Below are 20,347 nucleotides of genomic sequence, written 5' to 3' on the forward strand. Positions count from 1 at the left end.
TTGCCTGTCGCTAATGGCGCATAGCAGCTCCAGTGGTGTTGGGTATGCTATTATTCGCCACAGATAACAGGATTTTCGTGGAGGTAGTCACATGAATACATTACGTATAGGTTTAGTCTCCGTTTCTGATCGGGCGTCGAGTGGGGTATATCAGGATAAAGGCATTCCCGCTCTGGAAGAGTGGTTGGCCGGTGCATTGACCACCCCTTTTGCCATAGAAACCCGTCTCATCCCTGATGAACAAACGCTGATTGAGCAAACCTTGTGTGAGTTAGTCGATGAAATGGGCTGCCATTTGGTGCTGACGACAGGGGGGACTGGCCCGGCAAGACGTGATGTGACCCCCGATGCTACTTTGGCTATTGCAGATCGACAAATGCCAGGTTTTGGCGAGCAAATGCGCCAAATTAGCCTTCATTTCGTGCCGACCGCTATATTATCCCGTCAGGTAGGGGTTATCCGTAAGCAAGCCTTGATAATTAACTTACCCGGGCAACCTAAATCAATCAAAGAGACGCTGGAAGGGGTGAAAGACGCCCAGTCACAGGTAGTTGTTGCCGGTATTTTCGCCAGCGTGCCTTATTGCATTCAATTACTGGACGGGCCTTACGTCGAAACCAACAGTGATGTGGTCGCTGCTTTTCGTCCTAAAAACGCCATAATCCCTCAGCTTTGAAGCCGTAGCAGCGCCAGCTCTAATTACTCGGCTTACCCCCCGGCCTCGACTCTACGAGGCCATTGTAAATCTGCTGCTGGCAGGTATTTTCTCCGAATAACTTACGGGTAATAGGCTGTCATTAAAAAGCACTTCTAAGTTTATTCGTTTGTTGTTCGCCAGAAATACCCATAATTCCGGGTGTGTGGCAGAGTTAAAAACTAAAATTAATATTTTTTAAGCATAAATAGCTGTTATTGCGGTGTGGGGAAATTTGTACGGTATAGTCATGTTTACTTTACAAAAAGTTGGAAATATTTTTCTTCTTCTACTCTGTTTTATTACGGTGCCCTATGTCACAAGAACATAACTCAAATCAAAATGACTCATCGCGACCTGATGTTGACCAACAACATAATCGCCGGTTGAATAAGCAAGATTACAAAACGCTCACCTTGGCTGCACTGGGTGGGGCGCTAGAATTTTATGACTTCATAATTTTTGTCTTTTTTGCGGCGGTCATTGGCGATCTCTTCTTCCCGACAGATATGCCAGAGTGGCTACGTCAGGTGCAGACCTTTGGTATTTTTGCTGCAGGTTATCTGGCACGCCCACTGGGCGGCATTATCATGGCGCATTTTGGTGACTTGGTTGGCCGTAAGAAGATGTTTACTCTCAGCATCTTATTGATGGCATTGCCAACATTGGCGATAGGTATGCTGCCAACTTATGCTTCTATCGGCATTGCAGCCCCCTTACTGCTGCTGCTGATGCGTGTATTGCAAGGTGCGGCCATTGGTGGTGAAGTGCCTGGCGCATGGGTTTTTGTGGCGGAACATGTACCACGCCGGCGCATTGGTATTGCCTGTGGTACTTTAACGGCAGGTTTAACCGCGGGGATCTTGTTGGGATCACTGGTGGCTACTGCAATGAACACGACATTAGGTAATCAAGCTATTTTAGATGGCGGCTGGCGTATTCCGTTCTTCTTGGGTGGAATATTCGGCTTGTTTGCCATGTACTTACGCCGCTGGTTACAGGAAACCCCAATTTTTAAAGAGATGCAGGCACGTAAAACCTTAGCTGATGAATTGCCGCTGAAATCTGTGGTCGTCAATCATAAGAAAGAAGTGTTTGTTTCGATGCTACTGACTTGGTTGCTTTCTGCCGGAATAGTGGTTGTTATCCTCATGACACCGACTTATTTACAAAAGCAATTCGGTGTATTGCCAGCTCTGGCATTACAGGCCAACAGTCTGGCAATTGTTGCATTGGTATTGGGCTGTGTACTGGCTGGATTGGCAATAGATCGCTTTGGTGCCAGTAAAACCTTTATTGTTGGCAGCCTAATGTTGGCGGCATCAACATGGTCGTTCTATCACACCAATTTAACTGATCCGACCCAGCTATTTAGCCACTATATGATGGCTGGATTCTGTGTGGGTATTGTCGGTGCAGTACCTTATGTGATGGTTCGTGCATTCCCCGCCGAAGTTCGCTTCACCGGTATTTCCTTCTCTTATAATGTGGCATATGCCATTTTTGGCGGGTTAACACCTATTGTTGTGACCCTATTAATGAAGGTTACGCCAATGGCTCCAGCTTATTATATGTTGCTGTTATCGCTGGTGGGGCTGTTGTTGGGGATTTATCTGCGAAACGATATTAACAGTGAAGTGAAAATTCAAATACCAAAGAAGGTAATGGGTTAAGTAAGCACTGCTCCAAATAAACTTATCATCAAATAGCCCATAAATTTATGGGCTATTTTTTGACTCATTCTTTACTCATATGTCTTAAAATTCTGTTTTAAAACTAAATCCAACCTTCTGTTTTACTCGAGCTGAGGGCTGAGAAATTACTTCAGAAAATAATGTTCTGACACCTTGTTGCTGTAAATATTGGGCCAGTTCTCTAACGGCAGCAGTTCCCGCGCCTCTTATGGTGCCCTCGCGGTCGGGAGATAATACATAGTCTGGCAGCGTTGCGGAGGCAACCAATTCAACTTCATCCCGGCTATTAAAACGATCTGCCAGAACAATGGCTATTATTCTTCCTTGTAGTTTGACCACGACATAGATTTCACCGGGGCGCTGAATAACTAATCTTCGATGAATGATACCGGTGACTATATGCCCGGCATGCAGGAGTTTCCTTCGTGTGGAATCTTCCGTATTGTCACTTTGTTCACTGTGAACATCTTGATATTGCTGCCCCCAATGGTGAATAGTTTTACGCAGCCTCTGTCGCATGGCTTGAGCATTCTGAATTTCAGATTCTGAGAGTTTTGCTGCTTCTTCTGGGGAGTCTGTGGGAAGTATTTCTACTTCAAATTCTAGTTCAGGTTGTTCAACTTGTTCACCTTGAGTGATTATGATAGGTGCAGTTTTCCTATAGATAAAAGTCTCTAATAATAACTCATAAATCCCTAGTGGCAGTAATTCTACTACCGAGGGTGAATCATCAATTGAGTAATAAGAAATATAAGTTAAATAACTAAGTTGGGCATAATCAAATGCTGTTTTTATATGGCTAAATCTATTTTCAGCATCATCTTCTACTATTTTTTCTTGTATTGCATTGACCAGGCGTGTTTCCACTTCTGTGTTTTCTACTGCGACACCGGTACTGCCGGTTTTAATAATTGTATCTATAATATGACCAAAATACACCGTATTCCACGTATCTAAGCTATGACCAAATAAGAGGGTGAAATCTGTCATAATATCCAAAGTCCAATCAATACAATAAGGCCTTACTTGACGGACTTGACGTGAGTTTAGCAAAGAATAGATGGACACCATGCATGCTTTGGCGACAGCAGGTAGGTTTAGCGCCTGTTGATGTTTAGTGTTATCTATATATGTCAATAACATATAGTTATCAACGCTATCTGTAGTATGAGGTGCGACTTCTGCTGGCGATGTTTTTTTAATAGGTTTAGCGTTACCCGCAATATGTAATGTTTTTCCGTTTGTATTGTTATTGAAATATTCTGCCGCACTAAATACGATACTATCTAATTGTTGGCATTTACCGTGAGTGAGATAATTGTAAATATTTAAAAAGGGAATGAAAGCACATATTATTTTACTTATTTGGCTGACGTCTCTTTTTCCCCAGTTTTTCTCACCAGTATCTGCGGTTAATATCACTTTATTTAGAATGAGAGGTTTGAGTATGTTGTAGTTAGATATTTTTATTGTTGTGTTATTATCTTCTTTGTTTTCATATTCAAAAGATATAATTGGTGAAATGTCGACTAAATTATTATTTAATGTTTGGATATATTGAGTTTGCACTGAATCTTCTTTGATCTGTATTATAAATGATAGGTTATCTATAACTTCATAGCGATCAAAATAAAATTTATTGATCATGTTTCGGTCATGAAAGATAATTCTTCGTTCATTCATGACAATGCTGGGGCCATCAAAAAAGTTAATTTCATAATTATCATCTTCACCCATTCCATCACTACTAAAAACGAGTAAGATTTGTTTGTTCTGCAAGCGAGTATCATGCCAATACTCACCAAACGCCTTAGGTAAGGCTATTTCTCGGTCTTCTATAATGACACACTGTTGGTCACAACTCATGTCATTATCTTCTGATACTTTCATGCTGCTAATATTATTAACCATTCCCAGTGATTTTAAATAATTAGCCGTAGTATCCTCGGTTAACTTGAAAAAAGGAGCGTTGAAATTATCATTTTTATATATCGTTGCCATCATTCCTTGTGGAACAGTGATAGAGTTAATACTGTCATTATTAATAAGTAAAGAGTTTCTGTTAGAGTTTATTATCCCTTGGCTATCATGATATAAATCTATTTTTTGGTTTAATGCCAGGCAAGTACTATTACCTTGGAATTTATCTTCATCATAAAAGCATGCTGCTGAGGCTATTCTGTATGAGTTTATTTTTTTATATAACCCTAATAATTCCAGCTCTGGTAGGTCTATATCATTTTTTAATGTTTTTTCTTTACCTGAAAAATCACCGCTTTCATACAGTGTCACTATCATACCCGGCGGGACTGAGATAGAGGCGATCCCATCATTAAAGTGATCGTTATAATGATATATAGGTTTAGACTCACTTTCTTCCGCACAAAATGACTCTCCGCCAAAATCAGCTAATTCGTAGAAGCATACTTTGGCTTTATCTGAGTAAGCCGGTTGCGACATCATTAATATAACGCTTGTTAATAGCTTTATGACTATTTTCATCGGCGCCTCTTTAGATGTGTTGGTTATTAATTACATTTAATCAACTAGATCTAGATGTTATATTATGTATTTTTTATTTGCTTTATCTATTTTCATTATTCTATTTAATTATTTTATAGTGTTAATCATGATGAAATAGTTTATTTTACTTTTCGATAAGGTTGTTATAAATGACTTATGTAAAAACTTAGCTGCTATTTCCTGTAAAATAAGAATAAAAAAAAGCCCCCTGGATATTAACATTCAGGGGGCTATTAAATATTATAATTTTGCTGTAATTAAGCTACAGCTTGTACTTGTAATCTTTGGCTTGGTTCACCAATTGGCAATACAGTACGGCCATATTGTTCGTTTAATACTTCTGCCATTGCCAGGTAAATAGCACTGGCTCCGCAGATAATGCCTTCGAACCCGGCGAAAACCAGCAGTGAATGGTTACCGGTGAAGTTGCCAACTGCCAGCAGAGCAAACAGCAGTGTCAGGCTACCGAATACAAACTGCAAGGCGCGGTTCGCGGGCAAAGTACCGAAGAACATAAACAGCGTGAAGATACCCCAGAGACCTAAATAAACGCCGAGGAATTGTGCATCAGTTGCTTCTGCCATCCCCATTTTAGGCAGCATCAGCAAGCCAACCAGGCTCAGCCAGAATGCGCCATATGAAGTAAATGCAGTTGCGGCAAAAGTATTGCCTTTTTTGTACTCCAGCATGCCTGCCAGAATTTGTGCCAGACCGCCGTAAAAAATCCCCATACTCAAAATAACAGAGGTTAGGGGAAAGAAGCCTGCATTGTGCAGGTTAAGCAAGACGGTAGTCATCCCAAAACCCATCAGGCCTAAAGGGCCAGGATTCGCCAACTTGGTGGTGTTCATAAGTCCTCTGCAAATTTGGTATACCCGTTATTTTTCAAAATACAGAGTTATTGGCTTTCATTACTTACACAATTAATTGATTTATAACAATATATTGTGTCTGCTAAGTTGGCTGTTACCTGCGACTTGAAATCTACTGGGTGTATAATTATTTAAATAAGTATAAGGCTACTGAATGACTAAAAAGTCGTCTATTCCTTCAGTGCGCGCGGCATCATAATGATCCACGCGGCGGGAAACAATGATCTGGAGGGCGATAAAAAGTAATTTTTTTTCATTGCCCCCCTTGATGCTGAGTTTCCTGGCCCCATCTTATTCCCAACCGCAGGGACTAATCGTGGATCAGCGGAAACATGCATCAGTAGAATTCTGAGTATGAAATCATTGATTAAGAAAACATGGGCAGTTGAAAATAAACAATCCGCCCACATATAGATTAGTAACTTGACCGAATATGACTTTTTAGTGGAGGCGTTCTAGATGGGTAAAATTATTGGTATCGACTTGGGTACTACCAACTCTTGTGTAGCAATTATGGATGGTACAACTGCGCGCGTGCTGGAAAACGCCGAAGGCGATCGCACAACGCCTTCTATTATCGCGTATACCCAAGATGGTGAGATTCTGGTTGGTCAACCAGCTAAACGTCAGGCTGTCACTAACGCAGAAAACACATTGTTTGCTATTAAGCGTTTGATTGGCCGTCGTTTCCAAGACGAAGAAGCACAGCGTGATAAGAGCATCATGCCGTACAAAATCGTTGCTGCGGATAATGGCGATGCTTGGCTGGAAGTAAGAGGCCAAAAAATTGCACCACCGCAGATTTCTGCTGAAGTACTGAAAAAAATGAAGAAAACGGCTGAAGATTATCTGGGTGAACCAGTAACTGAAGCGGTTATCACTGTACCTGCATATTTTAACGATGCTCAGCGCCAGGCAACTAAAGATGCTGGCCGTATCGCAGGTCTGGAAGTAAAACGTATCATCAACGAACCAACCGCAGCGGCATTGGCCTACGGTCTGGATAAAGAAGTCGGCAACCGTACTATCGCGGTTTATGACCTTGGTGGTGGTACTTTCGATATCTCAATTATCGAAATCGACGAAGTTGATGGCGAAAAAACCTTTGAAGTTCTGGCAACCAACGGTGATACCCACTTGGGTGGTGAAGACTTCGATAGCCGTCTGATTAATTACTTGGTTGATGAATTCAAGAAAGACCAGGGTATGGATCTGCGTACTGATCCACTGGCAATGCAGCGCCTGAAAGAAGCCGCTGAAAAAGCGAAAATTGAGCTGTCTTCAGCTCAGCAGACCGATGTTAACTTGCCGTACATCACGGCTGATGGCAGTGGTCCAAAACACATGAACATCAAAGTGACTCGCGCTAAATTGGAGTCACTGGTAGAAGATTTAGTTAATCGTTCTATTGAACCACTGAAAGTTGCTCTGCAAGATGCTGGTCTGTCTGTTTCCGATATCCAAGACGTTATCTTGGTAGGTGGTCAGACTCGTATGCCAATGGTTCAGAAGAAAGTATCTGAGTTCTTTGGTAAAGAGCCACGTAAAGACGTTAACCCAGATGAAGCTGTTGCTATTGGTGCGGCAGTGCAGGGTGGTGTTCTGTCTGGTGAAGTGAAAGACGTGCTGTTGTTAGACGTTACCCCACTGTCACTGGGTATTGAAACCATGGGTGGTGTGATGACTCCGCTTATCACCAAAAACACCACTATCCCAACTAAGCACAGTCAGGTGTTCTCTACTGCGGAAGATAACCAGTCTGCGGTAACCATCCATGTGCTGCAGGGTGAACGTAAACGTGCTCAGGATAACAAATCTCTGGGTCAGTTCAATCTGGACGGTATCCAGGCGGCACCTCGCGGCATGGCGCAAATCGAAGTCACCTTCGATATCGACGCCGATGGTATTTTGCATGTGTCTGCTAAAGACAAAAATACCGGTCGTGAGCAGAAAATCACCATCAAGGCCTCTTCTGGTTTGAACGAGGAAGAGATCCAGAAAATGGTTCGTGATGCTGAAGCCAATGCTGAAGCAGACCGTAAGTTTGAAGAACTGGTACAAACTCGTAACCAAGCTGACCACCTGATTCACGGTACACGTAAACAGTTGGAAGAAGCCGGTGACAAGTTGCCAGCTGAAGATAAAGCTTCAATCGAAGATGCAGTTAAAGCTCTGGAAGCTGCACTGAAGAGCGAAGATAAAGCTGAAATTGAAGCGAAAACTCAAGCTCTGGTGCAAGTTTCTGGCAAGTTGCTGGAAATGGCTCAGCAACAGCAAGCTGCCGCAGGCGGTGATGCTGGCGATACCAGTGCTAAGAAAGAAGACGACGTTGTAGACGCCGAATTCGAAGAAGTAAAAGACAAAAAATAATAGCCCTTAAGCGGGCACAGCAGTGGTAGGCCTTACTGTTGCTGGAAACCAGCACGGGCGTCGAGGAAACTCTACGCCCGTGCACGCATGTTAAGGGTAGGAAAAAAAGAGAATGGCGAAGAGAGATTATTACGAGGTTTTAGGCGTTAAAAAAGACGCCGAAGAACGTGAAATCAAAAAGGCCTATAAACGCCTGGCGGTAAAGTATCACCCGGACCGTAATCAGGACGAGAACGATACCGGCGAAAATTTCAAAGAAGTTAAAGAAGCCTACGAAATTCTGACCGATCCACAAAAACGTGCGGCATACGATCAGTATGGTCATGCAGCCTTCGAGCAAGGTGGCATGGGCGGTGGCGGTTTTGGTGGTGGCGGTGCTGATTTTAGCGACATTTTTGGTGATGTTTTCGGTGATATCTTTGGCGGTGGCCGTCGGCAACGCGCCTCCCGTGGCTCAGACCTGCGTTACAACATGGATCTGACACTGGAAGAAGCGGTTAGGGGTGTGACCAAAGAAATTCGTATCCCAACGCTAAATGAATGTGATGTTTGCCACGGTAGTGGTGCTAAACCGGGAAGCTCTCCTGTCACATGTTCGACTTGCCGTGGTGCAGGTCAGGTACATATGCGCCAAGGGTTCTTCACCGTACAGCAGGCGTGTCCAACTTGTCATGGCAATGGTCAAATCATTAAAGACCCGTGCAATAAATGTCATGGACATGGTCGTGTTGAAAAATCTAAAACACTGTCGGTTAAGATCCCGGCGGGCGTGGATACCGGTGACCGCATTCGTCTAAGCGGTGAAGGTGAAGCCGGCGAACACGGCGCACCAGCAGGTGATTTATACGTTCAGGTGCAGGTTAAAGCTCACCCAATCTTTGAACGTGAAGGTAATAACCTGTATTGCGAAGTGCCAATTAACTTTGCAATGGCAGCCTTGGGTGGCGAGATTGAAGTCCCAACCTTGGATGGCCGGGTTAAGCTGAAAGTCCCTGCGGAAACCCAAACCGGCAAATTGTTCCGTATGCGCGGTAAAGGGGTTAAATCTGTTCGCGGTGGTAGCCAGGGTGACTTGCTGTGCCGCGTTGTGGTTGAGACGCCAGTCCATCTGAGTGAAAAACAGAAACAACTGCTGCGGGAACTGGAAGAAAGCTTTGTGGGTGCCGCGGGCGAGAAAAATAGCCCCCGTTCCAAGAGCTTTTTAGATGGTGTCAAAAAGTTCTTTGACGATCTGACCCGCTAGCGATGGTTTAGCTGCTAGCCTGCTAATAATGCAGATGAAAATTAAAATCCTCGATAAATATCGGGGATTTTTTTCATCGTCTGAGATGATTATTTGTGATGAACATTGGCAATAGATCGGTTTTACCGAGTATTTGTTGCTATAAAAACGACTTTTTTCGAGTTAAGGATTATCCTAATATTTGTACATTGATTTAATGAGCGCAGGCTCACTGTCCGATGTAAGGAGCTTTCATTGTGACAAACATAATTCGTCAATTTTTACGCCAAGAGGCCGCGGGCGGCTTAATTTTAATTTTTGCCGCCATCGTGGCTTTATTTATGGCGAACAGCCCACTCTTCGGGTTTTATCAATCATTTCTTGATGTACCAGTATCAGTAAAGATAGCGGCGCTGGATATCAGTAAGCCACTGCTGCTGTGGGTTAACGATGGCTTAATGGCCGTATTCTTCTTGGTTGTCGGGCTGGAAGTTAAGCGCGAATTGATGGAAGGTTCGCTCGCGGGCCGTGATAAAGCGGTATTCCCCGCGATTGCGGCATTGGGCGGAATGTTGGCCCCAGCACTTATCTATTTACTGTTTAATGGGGCCGATGAAGTTACCCGCCAAGGCTGGGCAATTCCGGCCGCCACTGATATTGCCTTTGCACTGGGTGTGATGGCATTGCTGGGGAATCGGGTTCCAACCAGTCTAAAAGTCTTTTTACTGGCATTAGCCATTATTGATGATCTGGGCGTCATTATTATTATTGCGTTGTTTTATACCCATGAAGTTTCACTGCCAGCATTAGGGATTGCTGCTGCGGCGATTGCGCTGTTGGGTTATATGAATTGGCGTGGTGTCGGGAAGACTTCTGCTTATTTATTGGTCGGGTTGGTGCTGTGGGTCTGTATTTTGAAATCCGGTGTACATGCAACCTTAGCCGGTGTGATTGTCGGCTTTATGATACCGCTGCACACGAAAGACAAACGTTCGCCTTCTGAAACTTTGGAACACGGTTTACATCCGTGGGTGGCTTATTTAATTCTGCCATTCTTTGCTTTTGCCAATGCAGGGGTTTCATTACAAGGTGTTTCTTTTGCAGGATTAACCTCGTTACTGCCTCTTGGGATTGCAAGCGGCCTGTTTATTGGTAAACCTCTGGGGATTTTTCTCTTTAGTTGGTTAGCGGTTAAGTTTGGGATTGCTAAACTGCCCGATGACATCAACTTTAAACAGATTTTTGCCGTATCAGTGCTGTGTGGTATTGGTTTCACCATGTCGATCTTTATTGCTTCACTGGCATTTGAGGGCGCTGATATTGCCCTGATGACCTATTCTAAGTTGGGCATACTATTAGGCTCAACCACCGCAGCAGTTGTGGGTTACAGCTTGTTGCGTTTGGCTTTGCCAGTGAATAAAAAAGTAATTAACTGATTTAAGGTTGAATGGTCAGTGCTGTTTACCGCAGCACTGACAGCTTATTTGATGGATTTCATGACTTTCAATTTGTGAGGTCTCGGAACAGGGAATGTTTAGTCGTGCTTATGGCCTCTATTTGGCTTGGCGATATGTTAAGGGGATAACAACATGCGAATGTCACACATCAATTTCAATCATTTATATTATTTTTGGCAAGTATGTAAGGAAGGCTCAGTTGTTGGTGCTGCAGAGGCTTTATTTCTGACACCGCAAACTATTACTGGGCAAATCAAAGCTCTGGAAGAGCGCCTGGGCGGTAAATTGTTTAAGCGGCAGGGGCGAGGGCTGGTGCCATCTGAATTAGGGCAATTGGTTTTTCGCTATGCCGATAAGATGTTTATGCTCAGCCATGAAATGCTGGATATAGTTAATTATCGTAAAGAATCTAACTTATTATTTGATGTCGGTGTTGCCGATGCCTTATCCAAGCGCTTGGTGAGCCAGGTGTTGGAAACGGTGGTCGCTGATCATGAAAAAATTCATTTACGCTGTTTTGAATCGACTCATGAGATGCTGCTAGAACAGCTAAGTCAGCATAAACTGGATATGATTCTGTCTGATTGCCCGGTCGATTCCAGTCAGCAAGAGGGGCTATTTGCTGTAAAACTTGGCGAGTGCAGTGTCAGTTTTTACTGCCGTCAGCCTATTCCAGAGTTGCCTTTCCCGGCTTGTTTACAGCAAAAACGTTTATTGATCCCCGGCCGTCGTTCAATGCTAGGGCGTAAATTATTAAACTGGATCAACAGCAAAGGGCTAAAAGTGGAGATTCTGGGGGAATTTGATGACGCAGCACTAATGAATGCCTTTGCTCTCTATAACAATGCCATTTTTGTTGCGCCAACCATATACGCCGCTGATGCCTATGCCCAAGATGACAAAATTGTAGAAATCGGTCGTTTAGATAATGTGCAGGAAGAATATTACGTTATTTTTGCCGAGCGTATGATTCAGCACCCGGCGGTACAACGAGTCTGTAATAAAGATTTCTCCGCACTTTTTAACGGCTAACGCTACTGGCCATCTTGCTGTGCAAGATTGTTGGCAGCCATCATCTCCTGGCTCAGGGATGGGCCAAAAGATGTGAAACCACGACAAGCAGTATTCAAATCTCCTTTCGATAGATTTCTTATCCGACCTATTGATTTAAAATTAACCGGATTAATAAACCGGCTCCGACAGATTAGCATTTGTGCTGTTCAACCTATTTTCTGACCGATTTATCATTCAGTACAGTTTATCGACAATGTAAAGTCTCTTGGCAACAAGTTGATTTGGTGGATGAGTGGCCGCGGGGAAGCAGTTTGATAGTCAGCATATGCTGACAAATTGTGGGCAGCTAAAGAGTCAATAAATCTTCTGGGTGAAAAAAAGACGTAAAAAAACCGGCCTAAGCCGGTCTTTTTACTAAGCAGTCAACTTAATGCAATTACTGCATTGCGTTGATTTGCGCTACTAAGTTTGACTTATGGCGCGCTGCTTTGTTTTTGTGGATCAGACCTTTACAGGACTGACGATCCACGATTGGTTGCATTTCATTAAATGCTTTTTGCGCTGCGTCTTTATCGCCAGCTGCAATTGCCGCATACACCTTCTTAATGAAGGTACGCACCATTGAGCGACGGCTAGCATTATGCTTGCGGCGTTTCTCAGACTGTACGGCGCGTTTCTTAGCTGATTTGATATTAGCCAAGGTCCAACTCCCAAATATATTCTATTGAGGACAATTCAAAGGCCGAGGAATATGCCCTTTTCGCCTTCGTTTGTCAATGGATTTGTGCAAATAAGCGCCGTTTGTACGGGCGGCACTTGCTACGTTGTGATGGAGCGGGATTTTACCAGCTTCGCGCTGTGGAATACAGTCTTTCGAAAGAAAATTCCACAGTTCACTGCCTCGAAGGGATTCGACGGTGGTTCTTGTAAAAATCTCAGCCTGCTTCTGTATTCAACGGCGTGGGCATTCTACAGGATAAAGTCAGAAAAGGGGATTTTACCTGCATATAATTGGCAAAATGGTATGACTTTCGGTTAAAGGTGCCAATCGCGGGTTAACCTTAACCGCTGTACAAGGTATAATCCGGCGATTTCCACTGTTTTGAGCCAGCTATGGAGCTAATTCGCGGTATACATAATATCCGGGCACGCCACCATGGTTGCGTGCTGACTATCGGTAACTTTGATGGTGTCCATCGTGGGCATCAGGCCTTATTGGAGCAGCTAAAGCGCGAAGGTCAGCGTTTGGGCTTGCCCGTAATGGTTATGATATTTGAACCGCAACCCTTGGAATTGTTTGCAGCAGACAAAGCACCAGCACGGCTGACGCGTTTGCGTGATAAAGCCAAATATCTGGCCGAAGCGGGTATTGACTATTTATTATGCGTTAAATTTGATCCGCGTTTTGCGGCAAATACTGCGCAAGCTTTCGTTGCTCAGTTGCTGGTAGAGAAGTTGGGTGTTAAGTTTTTAACTGTCGGTGATGATTTCCGCTTTGGCGCAGGACGCCAGGGGGATTTTCAGCTATTACAGCAAGCGGGTGCTGAGTTTGGTTTTGATGTTATTAGCACAGACAGCTTTTGTGATGGTGGGTTGCGCATTAGCAGCACCGCGATTCGTCAGGCGCTTAATGACGATGACTTGGTGTTAGCCGAGACGCTGCTAGGTCACCCCTACAGTATTTCCGGCCGCGTCGTTCACGGTGACGAACTGGGGCGCACAATAGGCTTCCCAACGGCGAATTTGCCGTTAAAACGTTTAGTTGCTCCAGTTAAAGGAGTGTATGCGGTTGATGTTTATGGTTTGAGTTCGGAGCCATTACCCGGGGTTGCCAATATTGGCACTCGGCCGACTGTTGCAGGTATTCGCCAGCAGCTAGAGGTTCATCTGCTTGATGTAACTATGGATCTTTATGGGCGTCATATTGATGTGGTGCTCCGCGCAAAACTGCGCGACGAACAGCGTTTTGCTTCGCTCGATGCGTTGAAGCAGCAAATCGCCAATGATGTGGTGACGGCCCGAACATTTTTTGGGCTAAAGACACCGGTTTAATATTTCTAGCCGAAACGGAACCGAGAATCTAATGAGTGACTACAAGAATACCCTGAATTTGCCTGAAACAGGGTTCCCGATGCGCGGCGATCTGGCTAAGCGTGAACCTGACATGCTGAAACGTTGGTATGAGCAGGATCTGTACGGGATTATTCGTACGGCCAAAAAGGGTAAAAAGACCTTTATTTTGCACGACGGCCCTCCTTATGCGAATGGCAGCATTCACATTGGTCACTCTGTTAATAAAATTCTCAAAGATATTATTATTAAATCGAAAGGCATGGCGGGCTACGATTCGCCTTATATCCCCGGTTGGGATTGTCATGGCTTGCCGATTGAACTGAAAGTTGAACAACTTATCGGTAAACCGGGCGAGAAAGTCACCCCGGCAGAGTTTAGGACGGCATGTCGCAAATATGCGGCTGAGCAAATCGAAGCACAGAAAAAAGACTTTATCCGCTTGGGTGTGTTAGGCGATTGGGATCATCCGTACTTGACGATGGATTTCAAAACTGAAGCCAATATCATTCGCGCATTAAGCAAAATCATTGATAACGGCCACCTGCACAAAGGCGCGAAGCCAGTGCATTGGTGTACGGATTGCCGTTCTTCACTGGCTGAAGCGGAAGTTGAATATTACGACAAAACTTCGCCGTCTATTGATGTGCGTTTCAACGCCGTCGATGCCGCAGCAGTGAGCGAAAAATTTGGCGTAACTAATGCCGAAGGCCCAATTTCGCTGGTTATCTGGACGACAACGCCTTGGACTTTACCGGCTAACCGCGCAATTTCATTGAATGCCGAATACCTCTATCAACTTGTGCAAATTGACGGCGAATGCCTGATTTTGGCCGCTGATTTGGTTGAAAGTGTCATGAAACGCGCCGGAATTACTCAGTGGAAGGTACTGGGCGATTGTAAAGGTGAGAGTCTGGAGCTGATGCGCTTTGCTCATCCGTTTATGGGCTTTGATGTGCCAGCAATTTTGGGTGACCACGTTACCTTGGATGCCGGTACTGGCGCGGTGCATACCGCCCCTGGTCATGGCCCTGATGACTTTGTTATCGGCCAAAAATACGGGTTGGAAGTTGCTAATCCGGTTGGCCCGAATGGCTGTTATTTGGCGGGGACTTATCCAACGCTAGACGGCCTGTTTGTGTTTAAAGCCAACGATGTCATCGTCGAGCTGTTGCGTGAAAAAGGCGCATTACTGAAAGTTGAGAAACTGGTTCACAGCTATCCGTGCTGCTGGCGTCACAAAACACCAATTATCTTCCGTGCCACGCCGCAATGGTTCATCAGTATGGATCAAAAAGGCCTGCGCAAGCAGTCTTTGGAAGAAATCAAAGGCGTACAGTGGATCCCAGAATGGGGCCAGGCGCGTATCGAAACTATGGTGGCAAACCGCCCTGACTGGTGTATTTCTCGCCAGCGTACTTGGGGTGTGCCGATGTCTCTGTTTGTCCATAAAGAGACAGAAATGCTTCACCCACGCAGCACTGAGCTGATGGAAGCAGTGGCCAAACGTGTCGAGCAAGATGGTATTCAAGCATGGTGGGATCTGGATCCTGCAGAGATTTTAGGTGCTGATGCTGCTGATTACGTCAAAGTGCCTGATACGCTGGATGTCTGGTTTGACTCTGGTTCCACCCATTCTTCAGTGGTTGATGTGCGCCCTGAGTTTGGTGGACATAGCCCGGATATGTATCTGGAAGGCTCTGACCAACACCGCGGCTGGTTTATGTCTTCCTTGATGATAGCGACGGCGATAAAAGGCAAAGCGCCTTATCGTCAGGTGCTGACTCATGGTTTCACCGTTGATGGACAGGGGCGTAAAATGTCTAAATCCATCGGCAATACAATCAGCCCGCAAGATGTTATGAACAAACTGGGTGGCGACATCCTGCGCCTGTGGGTGGCATCGACAGATTACAGTGGCGAGATTGCGGTTTCTGATGAAATCCTGAAACGCTCTGCTGACTCATATCGCCGTATCCGTAACACCGCGCGCTTCTTGTTGGCGAACCTTAATGGTTTCGATCCGGCGAAGCATCAGGTGAAACCGGAAGATATGGTCGTGGTAGACCGCTGGGCAGTCGGTCGTGCGCAAGAGGCTCAGGCCGAAATTATGGCCGCGTACGAAAATTACGATTTCCACTTGGTAGTACAGCGTTTGATGCAGTTCTGCTCCGTTGAGATGGGGTCTTTCTATCTCGATATCATCAAAGACCGCCAGTACACCGCGAAAGGCGACAGTGTTGCGCGTCGCAGCTGCCAGACTGCATTGTTCCATATTGCAGAAGCATTGGTTCGCTGGATGGCACCAATCATGTCCTTTACCGCAGATGAAATCTGGAATGAATTACCAGGCCAGCGTTCACAGTATGTCTTTACCGAAGAATGGTATGAAGGGCTGTTCGGGTTGGCAGGTGACGAAAGTATGAACGATACTTTCTGGGCCGAGTTACTGAAAGTCCGTGGCGAAGTGAACAAGGTATTGGAGCAGGCTCGTAGCGACAAGCGCATTGGTGGTTCACTGGAAGCCGCTGTGACCTTGTTTGCCACACCAGAGCTGGCCTCACGATTGAACAGCTTGCAAGATGAGCTGCGTTTTGTGCTGCTGACCTCTGGCGCTAAAGTCGCAGATTATGCAACAGCAGGTGATGATGCACAGCAAAGTGAATTAATTGCTGGGCTGAAAATTACCTTTAATAAAGCAGACGGTGAGAAATGCCCGCGTTGCTGGCATTACACGCAAGATATCGGTTTGGTAGCGGAACATGCTGAGCTGTGCGGCCGTTGTGTCACTAACGTTGCCGGAGACGGTGAAGAGCGTAAGTACGCCTGATGAGTAAACCTATTTGTTCGACCGGATTGCGCTGGTTATGGCTGGCAGTACTGGTGGTGATTTTGGATCTCAGCAGCAAACAGTGGGTAATGACCCACTTTGCGCTGTATGAATCTGTGCCACTGATTCCTTTTTTCAACCTGACCTACGCACAGAATTTTGGTGCGGCATTTAGCTTCCTTGCGGATAAAAGTGGTTGGCAGCGTTGGTTCTTTGCGGGAATAGCTATCGGTATTTCAGTCATATTGATGGTGCTGATGTATCGCTCTACCGCCAAACAACGCCTGCTAAATTGCGCTTATGCTCTGATAATCGGTGGCGCATTAGGTAACTTATTTGATCGTATGGTGCACGGTGCGGTGATCGACTTTATTGATTTCCACGTCAATAACTGGCATTTCCCAACCTTTAACATCGCCGATACTGCCATTTGTATCGGTGCTGCACTGGTTATATTTGAAGGCTTCTTGAGCCCGGCTGAAAAAACGGCCATTGATAAAGGTGAGTGATATGTCCGAGCATGTACCTGGCCATCAAGTGCAAGACAATAGCGCCGTTTTGGTGCACTTCACTCTGAAGCTGGAGGATGGTTCAACAGCAGAATCGACCCATATCCACGGGAAACCGGCGCTGTTTCGCTTAGGTGATAACAGCCTTTCCGATGCACTAGAGCAACAGCTGATTGGTTTGACTGTAGGTGATAAACACGCTTTTACCTTGCAGCCTGAAGATGCTTTTGGCCTGGAAAGCCCTGATTTGATTCAATACTTCACTCAGCGCGATTTTGCACAAACCGGTGTACCGGATGCAGGAACCATTATGCTGTTTACTTCCCGCGATGGCGGTGAAATGCCAGGTGTGGTGCGCGAAGTGGCGGATGAGTCTATTACTGTTGATTTTAATCACCCGTTGGCCGGGCATGTCATCAGCTTTGAAATTGAAGTGCTGGAGATAGACCCCCAACAGGAGGCAATGAATGCAGATATTGCTGGCTAACCCACGTGGCTTTTGTGCCGGGGTTGATCGGGCTATCAGTATTGTTGAGCGCGCTATCGAAATGTATGGCGCGCCAATTTATGTACGTCATGAAGTGGTACATAACCGCTATGTGGTTGATAGCTTACGTGAACGCGGTGCTATCTTTATCGAGGATATCGCAGAAGTACCGGACGGCTCGATTCTTATCTTCTCGGCTCATGGCGTCTCGCAGGCCGTCCGAGCAGAAGCCCGTTCGCGCTCGCTGACGATGTTATTTGACGCTACCTGTCCATTGGTGACTAAAGTCCATATGGAAGTGGCGCGCGCCAGCCGCAAAGGGAAAGAAGCCATTCTGATTGGTCATGCTGGCCATCCGGAAGTAGAAGGCACTATGGGGCAATACAGTAACCCGAAAGGGGGAATGTATCTGGTTGAATCTCCTGATGATGTTTGGAAACTGAAGGTCAAAGACGAGAACAATCTCTGCTTTATGACCCAAACGACATTATCGGTTGATGACACCTCTGCTGTGATTGATGCCCTACAACAGCGTTTTCCGAAGATTATCGGCCCGCGTAAAGACGACATTTGCTATGCCACGACTAACCGGCAGGAAGCGGTGCGGAATTTGGCGAATGATGCAGATGTGGTGCTGGTGGTCGGCTCGAAAAACTCGTCTAACTCTAACCGTTTGGCCGAGTTAGCGCAGCGAATGGGAATACCTGCTTATCTAATTGATTCTGCGGCTGATATTCAGGAGTCTTGGTTACAGAATACTTCGTGTATTGGTGTGACTGCTGGGGCATCTGCGCCGGATATTTTGGTACAGCAAGTTATTACGCGCTTGCAGGAGCTTGGCGCTTCAGGGTCGGTTGAACTGCGTGGTCGTGAAGAAAGTATTGTTTTCGAAGTCCCCAAAGAATTACGTGTTGAGGTTAAGCAGATCGATTGATCTGGTAGTTATTAACTTCGGTATGTATTCACTTACGTATAAAAAGCAGCCCTGAGTGGCTGCTTTTTTTATAGATAAAGTCTGTTGCCTATCCTTGTGGTGAATAGGATGGCATAAATTCAGCGCTATAAATGACAGAATATAGTTCATCATAACTGCATGAATATGCGAAATAACGACAATATGCCAGATTTAACACTTTGGCTCTGTAGCTGGATGAATAGCCGGTCTGATTTCGGATAAATGCTAGCAGAGAGTGGGTTACTGAATGTTATGTAAGGAATTAAGTGGTTTCACTGATAAAAGCGAGTGTATATCATTTTTTTCTAATACAGATTAAATAGGCTGGCAGAGTCCATAGTAGAAAGCTAATCTGAACTCTTGTCAGGGCAGATGACACAATATTTGGAGAACTAATGACAGATTCCATAATTCGTATCGCAATTGTCGGCGCGGGTGGTCGTATGGGCCGGCAACTTATCCAGGCGATTACCCAGACAAAAGGTGTCGTGCTGGGTGCGGCTGTTGAGCGCGCAGGTTCCTCCTTAGTGGGATGTGATGCGGGTGAACTGGCGGGGACTGGCTTACTGGATATTACTGTAAGTGATGATTTATCCAAGGTAACTGATCATTTTGATGTATTGATCGACTTTACTCGTCCTGAGGGCACGCTAGAACATTTAGCCATTTGCCGTAAGCATTGCAAGGCAATGGTCATTGGTACCACCGGTTTTGATGATGCAGGCAAAGCCGCCATCAGTGCTGCAGCAGCTGATATTGCTATTGTGTTCGCTGCAAACTTCAGCGTTGGGGTGAATGTGATGCTTAAGTTGCTTGAAAAAGCGGCGAAAGTCATGGGTGATTACACTGACATTGAGATTATTGAAGCACATCACCGCCATAAAGTTGATGCGCCATCGGGCACAGCGCTAGCAATGGGGGAGGTTATTGCCGATTCTTTAGGGCGGTCACTGAAAGATTGCGCGGTTTATAGCCGAGAAGGTTATACCGGTGAACGTAAGCCCGGCACCATTGGTTTTGCAACCGTGCGGGCCGGCGATATTGTTGGCGAACACACGGCGATGTTTGCTGATATTGGCGAGCGGGTCGAAATCACGCATATCGCTACCAGCCGGATGACTTTTGCTAATGGCGCAGTTAAGTCAGCTGTTTGGGTGTCTAAGCTTGATAATGGCCTGTTTGATATGCGAGATGTACTGAGTCTGAACGAACTTTAACGGTGTAAAGCACAGCCAGTGATGTGGTTGTTTTTATCATAATTATTTGATAATAGGGCAATATTTTATTGTCCTTTTTATTTTAATGTTAAAATGCATTGTTTTTGTTCGTTTTATCGTTAAGCCTTTATTTTGTTGTATTTTCTCTGTTTTCGTTGCCATTTATTCACCTCGGAAAGCATTAACCCCATTTTTTAACGCGTCAGATTGATATTTTTCAGTCGCCCACCCTCGCAACCGTTTACTATGTTAAGTTAGCTTGTGTTTATGCCATGATAATCGACTCATTTTAACGAAAACGGTAAAAAACAAAGAAAAAATGGTACTTTGGCTAGACAAGAGCGCTACTCATCATTAAAATGCGCCCAATTTGCCAAAAATTAGCTTTGAGGGCGGTTTTTGCATTGATTTAGGTCGCTAGATATGAATTAAT

Annotated in this window: 15 protein-coding genes; 12 read left to right on the forward strand and 3 right to left on the reverse strand. The window is 45.2% G+C overall.

Annotation, left to right across the window (positions count from 1 at the left end):
* The first annotated feature begins 91 nt into the window (after positions 1 to 91).
* Both mog and YROHD0001_RS03935 read left to right on the forward strand, forming a co-directional pair.
* Positions 92 to 676, forward strand: coding sequence for a molybdopterin adenylyltransferase (mog, locus tag YROHD0001_RS03940; protein ID WP_004715924.1), 585 nt, complete (start codon positions 92 to 94; stop codon positions 674 to 676).
* Between the two features lie 332 nt (positions 677 to 1,008).
* A complete protein-coding gene (locus YROHD0001_RS03935) occupies positions 1,009 to 2,367 on the forward strand; it encodes an MFS transporter (protein WP_004715925.1) in 1,359 nt (452 codons plus the stop codon).
* 84 nt (positions 2,368 to 2,451) lie between these two features.
* Here YROHD0001_RS03935 and YROHD0001_RS03930 read toward each other — a convergent pair whose 3' ends face one another.
* A complete protein-coding gene (locus tag YROHD0001_RS03930) occupies positions 2,452 to 4,890 on the reverse strand; it encodes a peptidase inhibitor family I36 protein (protein ID WP_032817608.1) in 2,439 nt (812 codons plus the stop codon).
* Positions 4,891 to 5,168: 278 nt separating this feature from the next.
* On the reverse strand, positions 5,169 to 5,762 hold the full coding sequence (gene satP / locus YROHD0001_RS03925) for an acetate uptake transporter (protein ID WP_004715927.1): 594 nt from the start codon (positions 5,760 to 5,762) through the stop codon (positions 5,169 to 5,171).
* 480 nt (positions 5,763 to 6,242) lie between these two features.
* Between satP and dnaK the strand changes: the two genes are divergently transcribed.
* From dnaK to nhaR, 4 genes are all read left to right on the forward strand, one after another.
* Positions 6,243 to 8,153, forward strand: a complete 1,911-nt coding sequence (gene dnaK / locus YROHD0001_RS03920) for a molecular chaperone DnaK (RefSeq protein WP_004715928.1) — start codon at positions 6,243 to 6,245, stop codon at positions 8,151 to 8,153.
* 112 nt (positions 8,154 to 8,265) lie between these two features.
* Positions 8,266 to 9,396, forward strand: a complete 1,131-nt coding sequence (gene dnaJ, locus YROHD0001_RS03915) for a molecular chaperone DnaJ (protein WP_004715929.1) — start codon at positions 8,266 to 8,268, stop codon at positions 9,394 to 9,396.
* 236 nt (positions 9,397 to 9,632) lie between these two features.
* Entirely contained in the window at positions 9,633 to 10,811 is a 1,179-nt protein-coding gene (nhaA, locus tag YROHD0001_RS03910; protein ID WP_004715930.1) for a Na+/H+ antiporter NhaA, read from the forward strand.
* A gap of 153 nt (positions 10,812 to 10,964) precedes the next feature.
* Positions 10,965 to 11,864 (forward strand): transcriptional activator NhaR, encoded by a 900-nt coding sequence (gene nhaR / locus YROHD0001_RS03905; protein ID WP_032817611.1) that lies wholly within the window; start codon positions 10,965 to 10,967, stop codon positions 11,862 to 11,864.
* A 418-nt stretch (positions 11,865 to 12,282) separates the two neighbouring features.
* Here the strand turns inward: nhaR and rpsT are convergent, their stop codons facing one another.
* A complete protein-coding gene (gene rpsT, locus YROHD0001_RS0118430; RefSeq protein ID WP_002220715.1) occupies positions 12,283 to 12,546 on the reverse strand; it encodes a 30S ribosomal protein S20 in 264 nt (87 codons plus the stop codon).
* A 413-nt stretch (positions 12,547 to 12,959) separates the two neighbouring features.
* Between rpsT and ribF the strand changes: the two genes are divergently transcribed.
* The 6 genes from ribF to dapB all read left to right on the forward strand — a co-directional run bounded on the left by ribF (position 12,960) and on the right by dapB (position 19,914).
* Complete coding sequence (ribF, locus tag YROHD0001_RS03900) at positions 12,960 to 13,898, forward strand: bifunctional riboflavin kinase/FAD synthetase (protein ID WP_032817615.1); 939 nt, start codon at positions 12,960 to 12,962, stop codon at positions 13,896 to 13,898.
* Positions 13,899 to 13,929: 31 nt separating this feature from the next.
* On the forward strand, positions 13,930 to 16,746 hold the full coding sequence (gene ileS / locus YROHD0001_RS03895; protein WP_004715933.1) for an isoleucine--tRNA ligase: 2,817 nt from the start codon (positions 13,930 to 13,932) through the stop codon (positions 16,744 to 16,746).
* A complete protein-coding gene (gene lspA, locus YROHD0001_RS0118440) occupies positions 16,746 to 17,255 on the forward strand; it encodes a signal peptidase II (RefSeq protein ID WP_032817619.1) in 510 nt (169 codons plus the stop codon). Before ileS ends, lspA begins: the two co-directional genes overlap by 1 nt.
* Before the next feature lies 1 nt (position 17,256).
* On the forward strand, positions 17,257 to 17,742 hold the full coding sequence (gene fkpB / locus YROHD0001_RS03890) for an FKBP-type peptidyl-prolyl cis-trans isomerase (protein WP_004715934.1): 486 nt from the start codon (positions 17,257 to 17,259) through the stop codon (positions 17,740 to 17,742).
* A complete protein-coding gene (gene ispH, locus YROHD0001_RS03885; RefSeq protein WP_032817621.1) occupies positions 17,723 to 18,676 on the forward strand; it encodes a 4-hydroxy-3-methylbut-2-enyl diphosphate reductase in 954 nt (317 codons plus the stop codon). Before fkpB ends, ispH begins: the two co-directional genes overlap by 20 nt.
* Before the next feature lie 416 nt (positions 18,677 to 19,092).
* Positions 19,093 to 19,914 (forward strand): 4-hydroxy-tetrahydrodipicolinate reductase, encoded by an 822-nt coding sequence (gene dapB, locus YROHD0001_RS03880; RefSeq protein WP_004715936.1) that lies wholly within the window; start codon positions 19,093 to 19,095, stop codon positions 19,912 to 19,914.
* Positions 19,915 to 20,347 lie beyond the last annotated feature (433 nt).

Origin of the sequence: Yersinia rohdei ATCC 43380, assembly GCF_000173775.1 — a bacterium.
GTDB lineage: Bacteria > Pseudomonadota > Gammaproteobacteria > Enterobacterales > Enterobacteriaceae > Yersinia > Yersinia rohdei.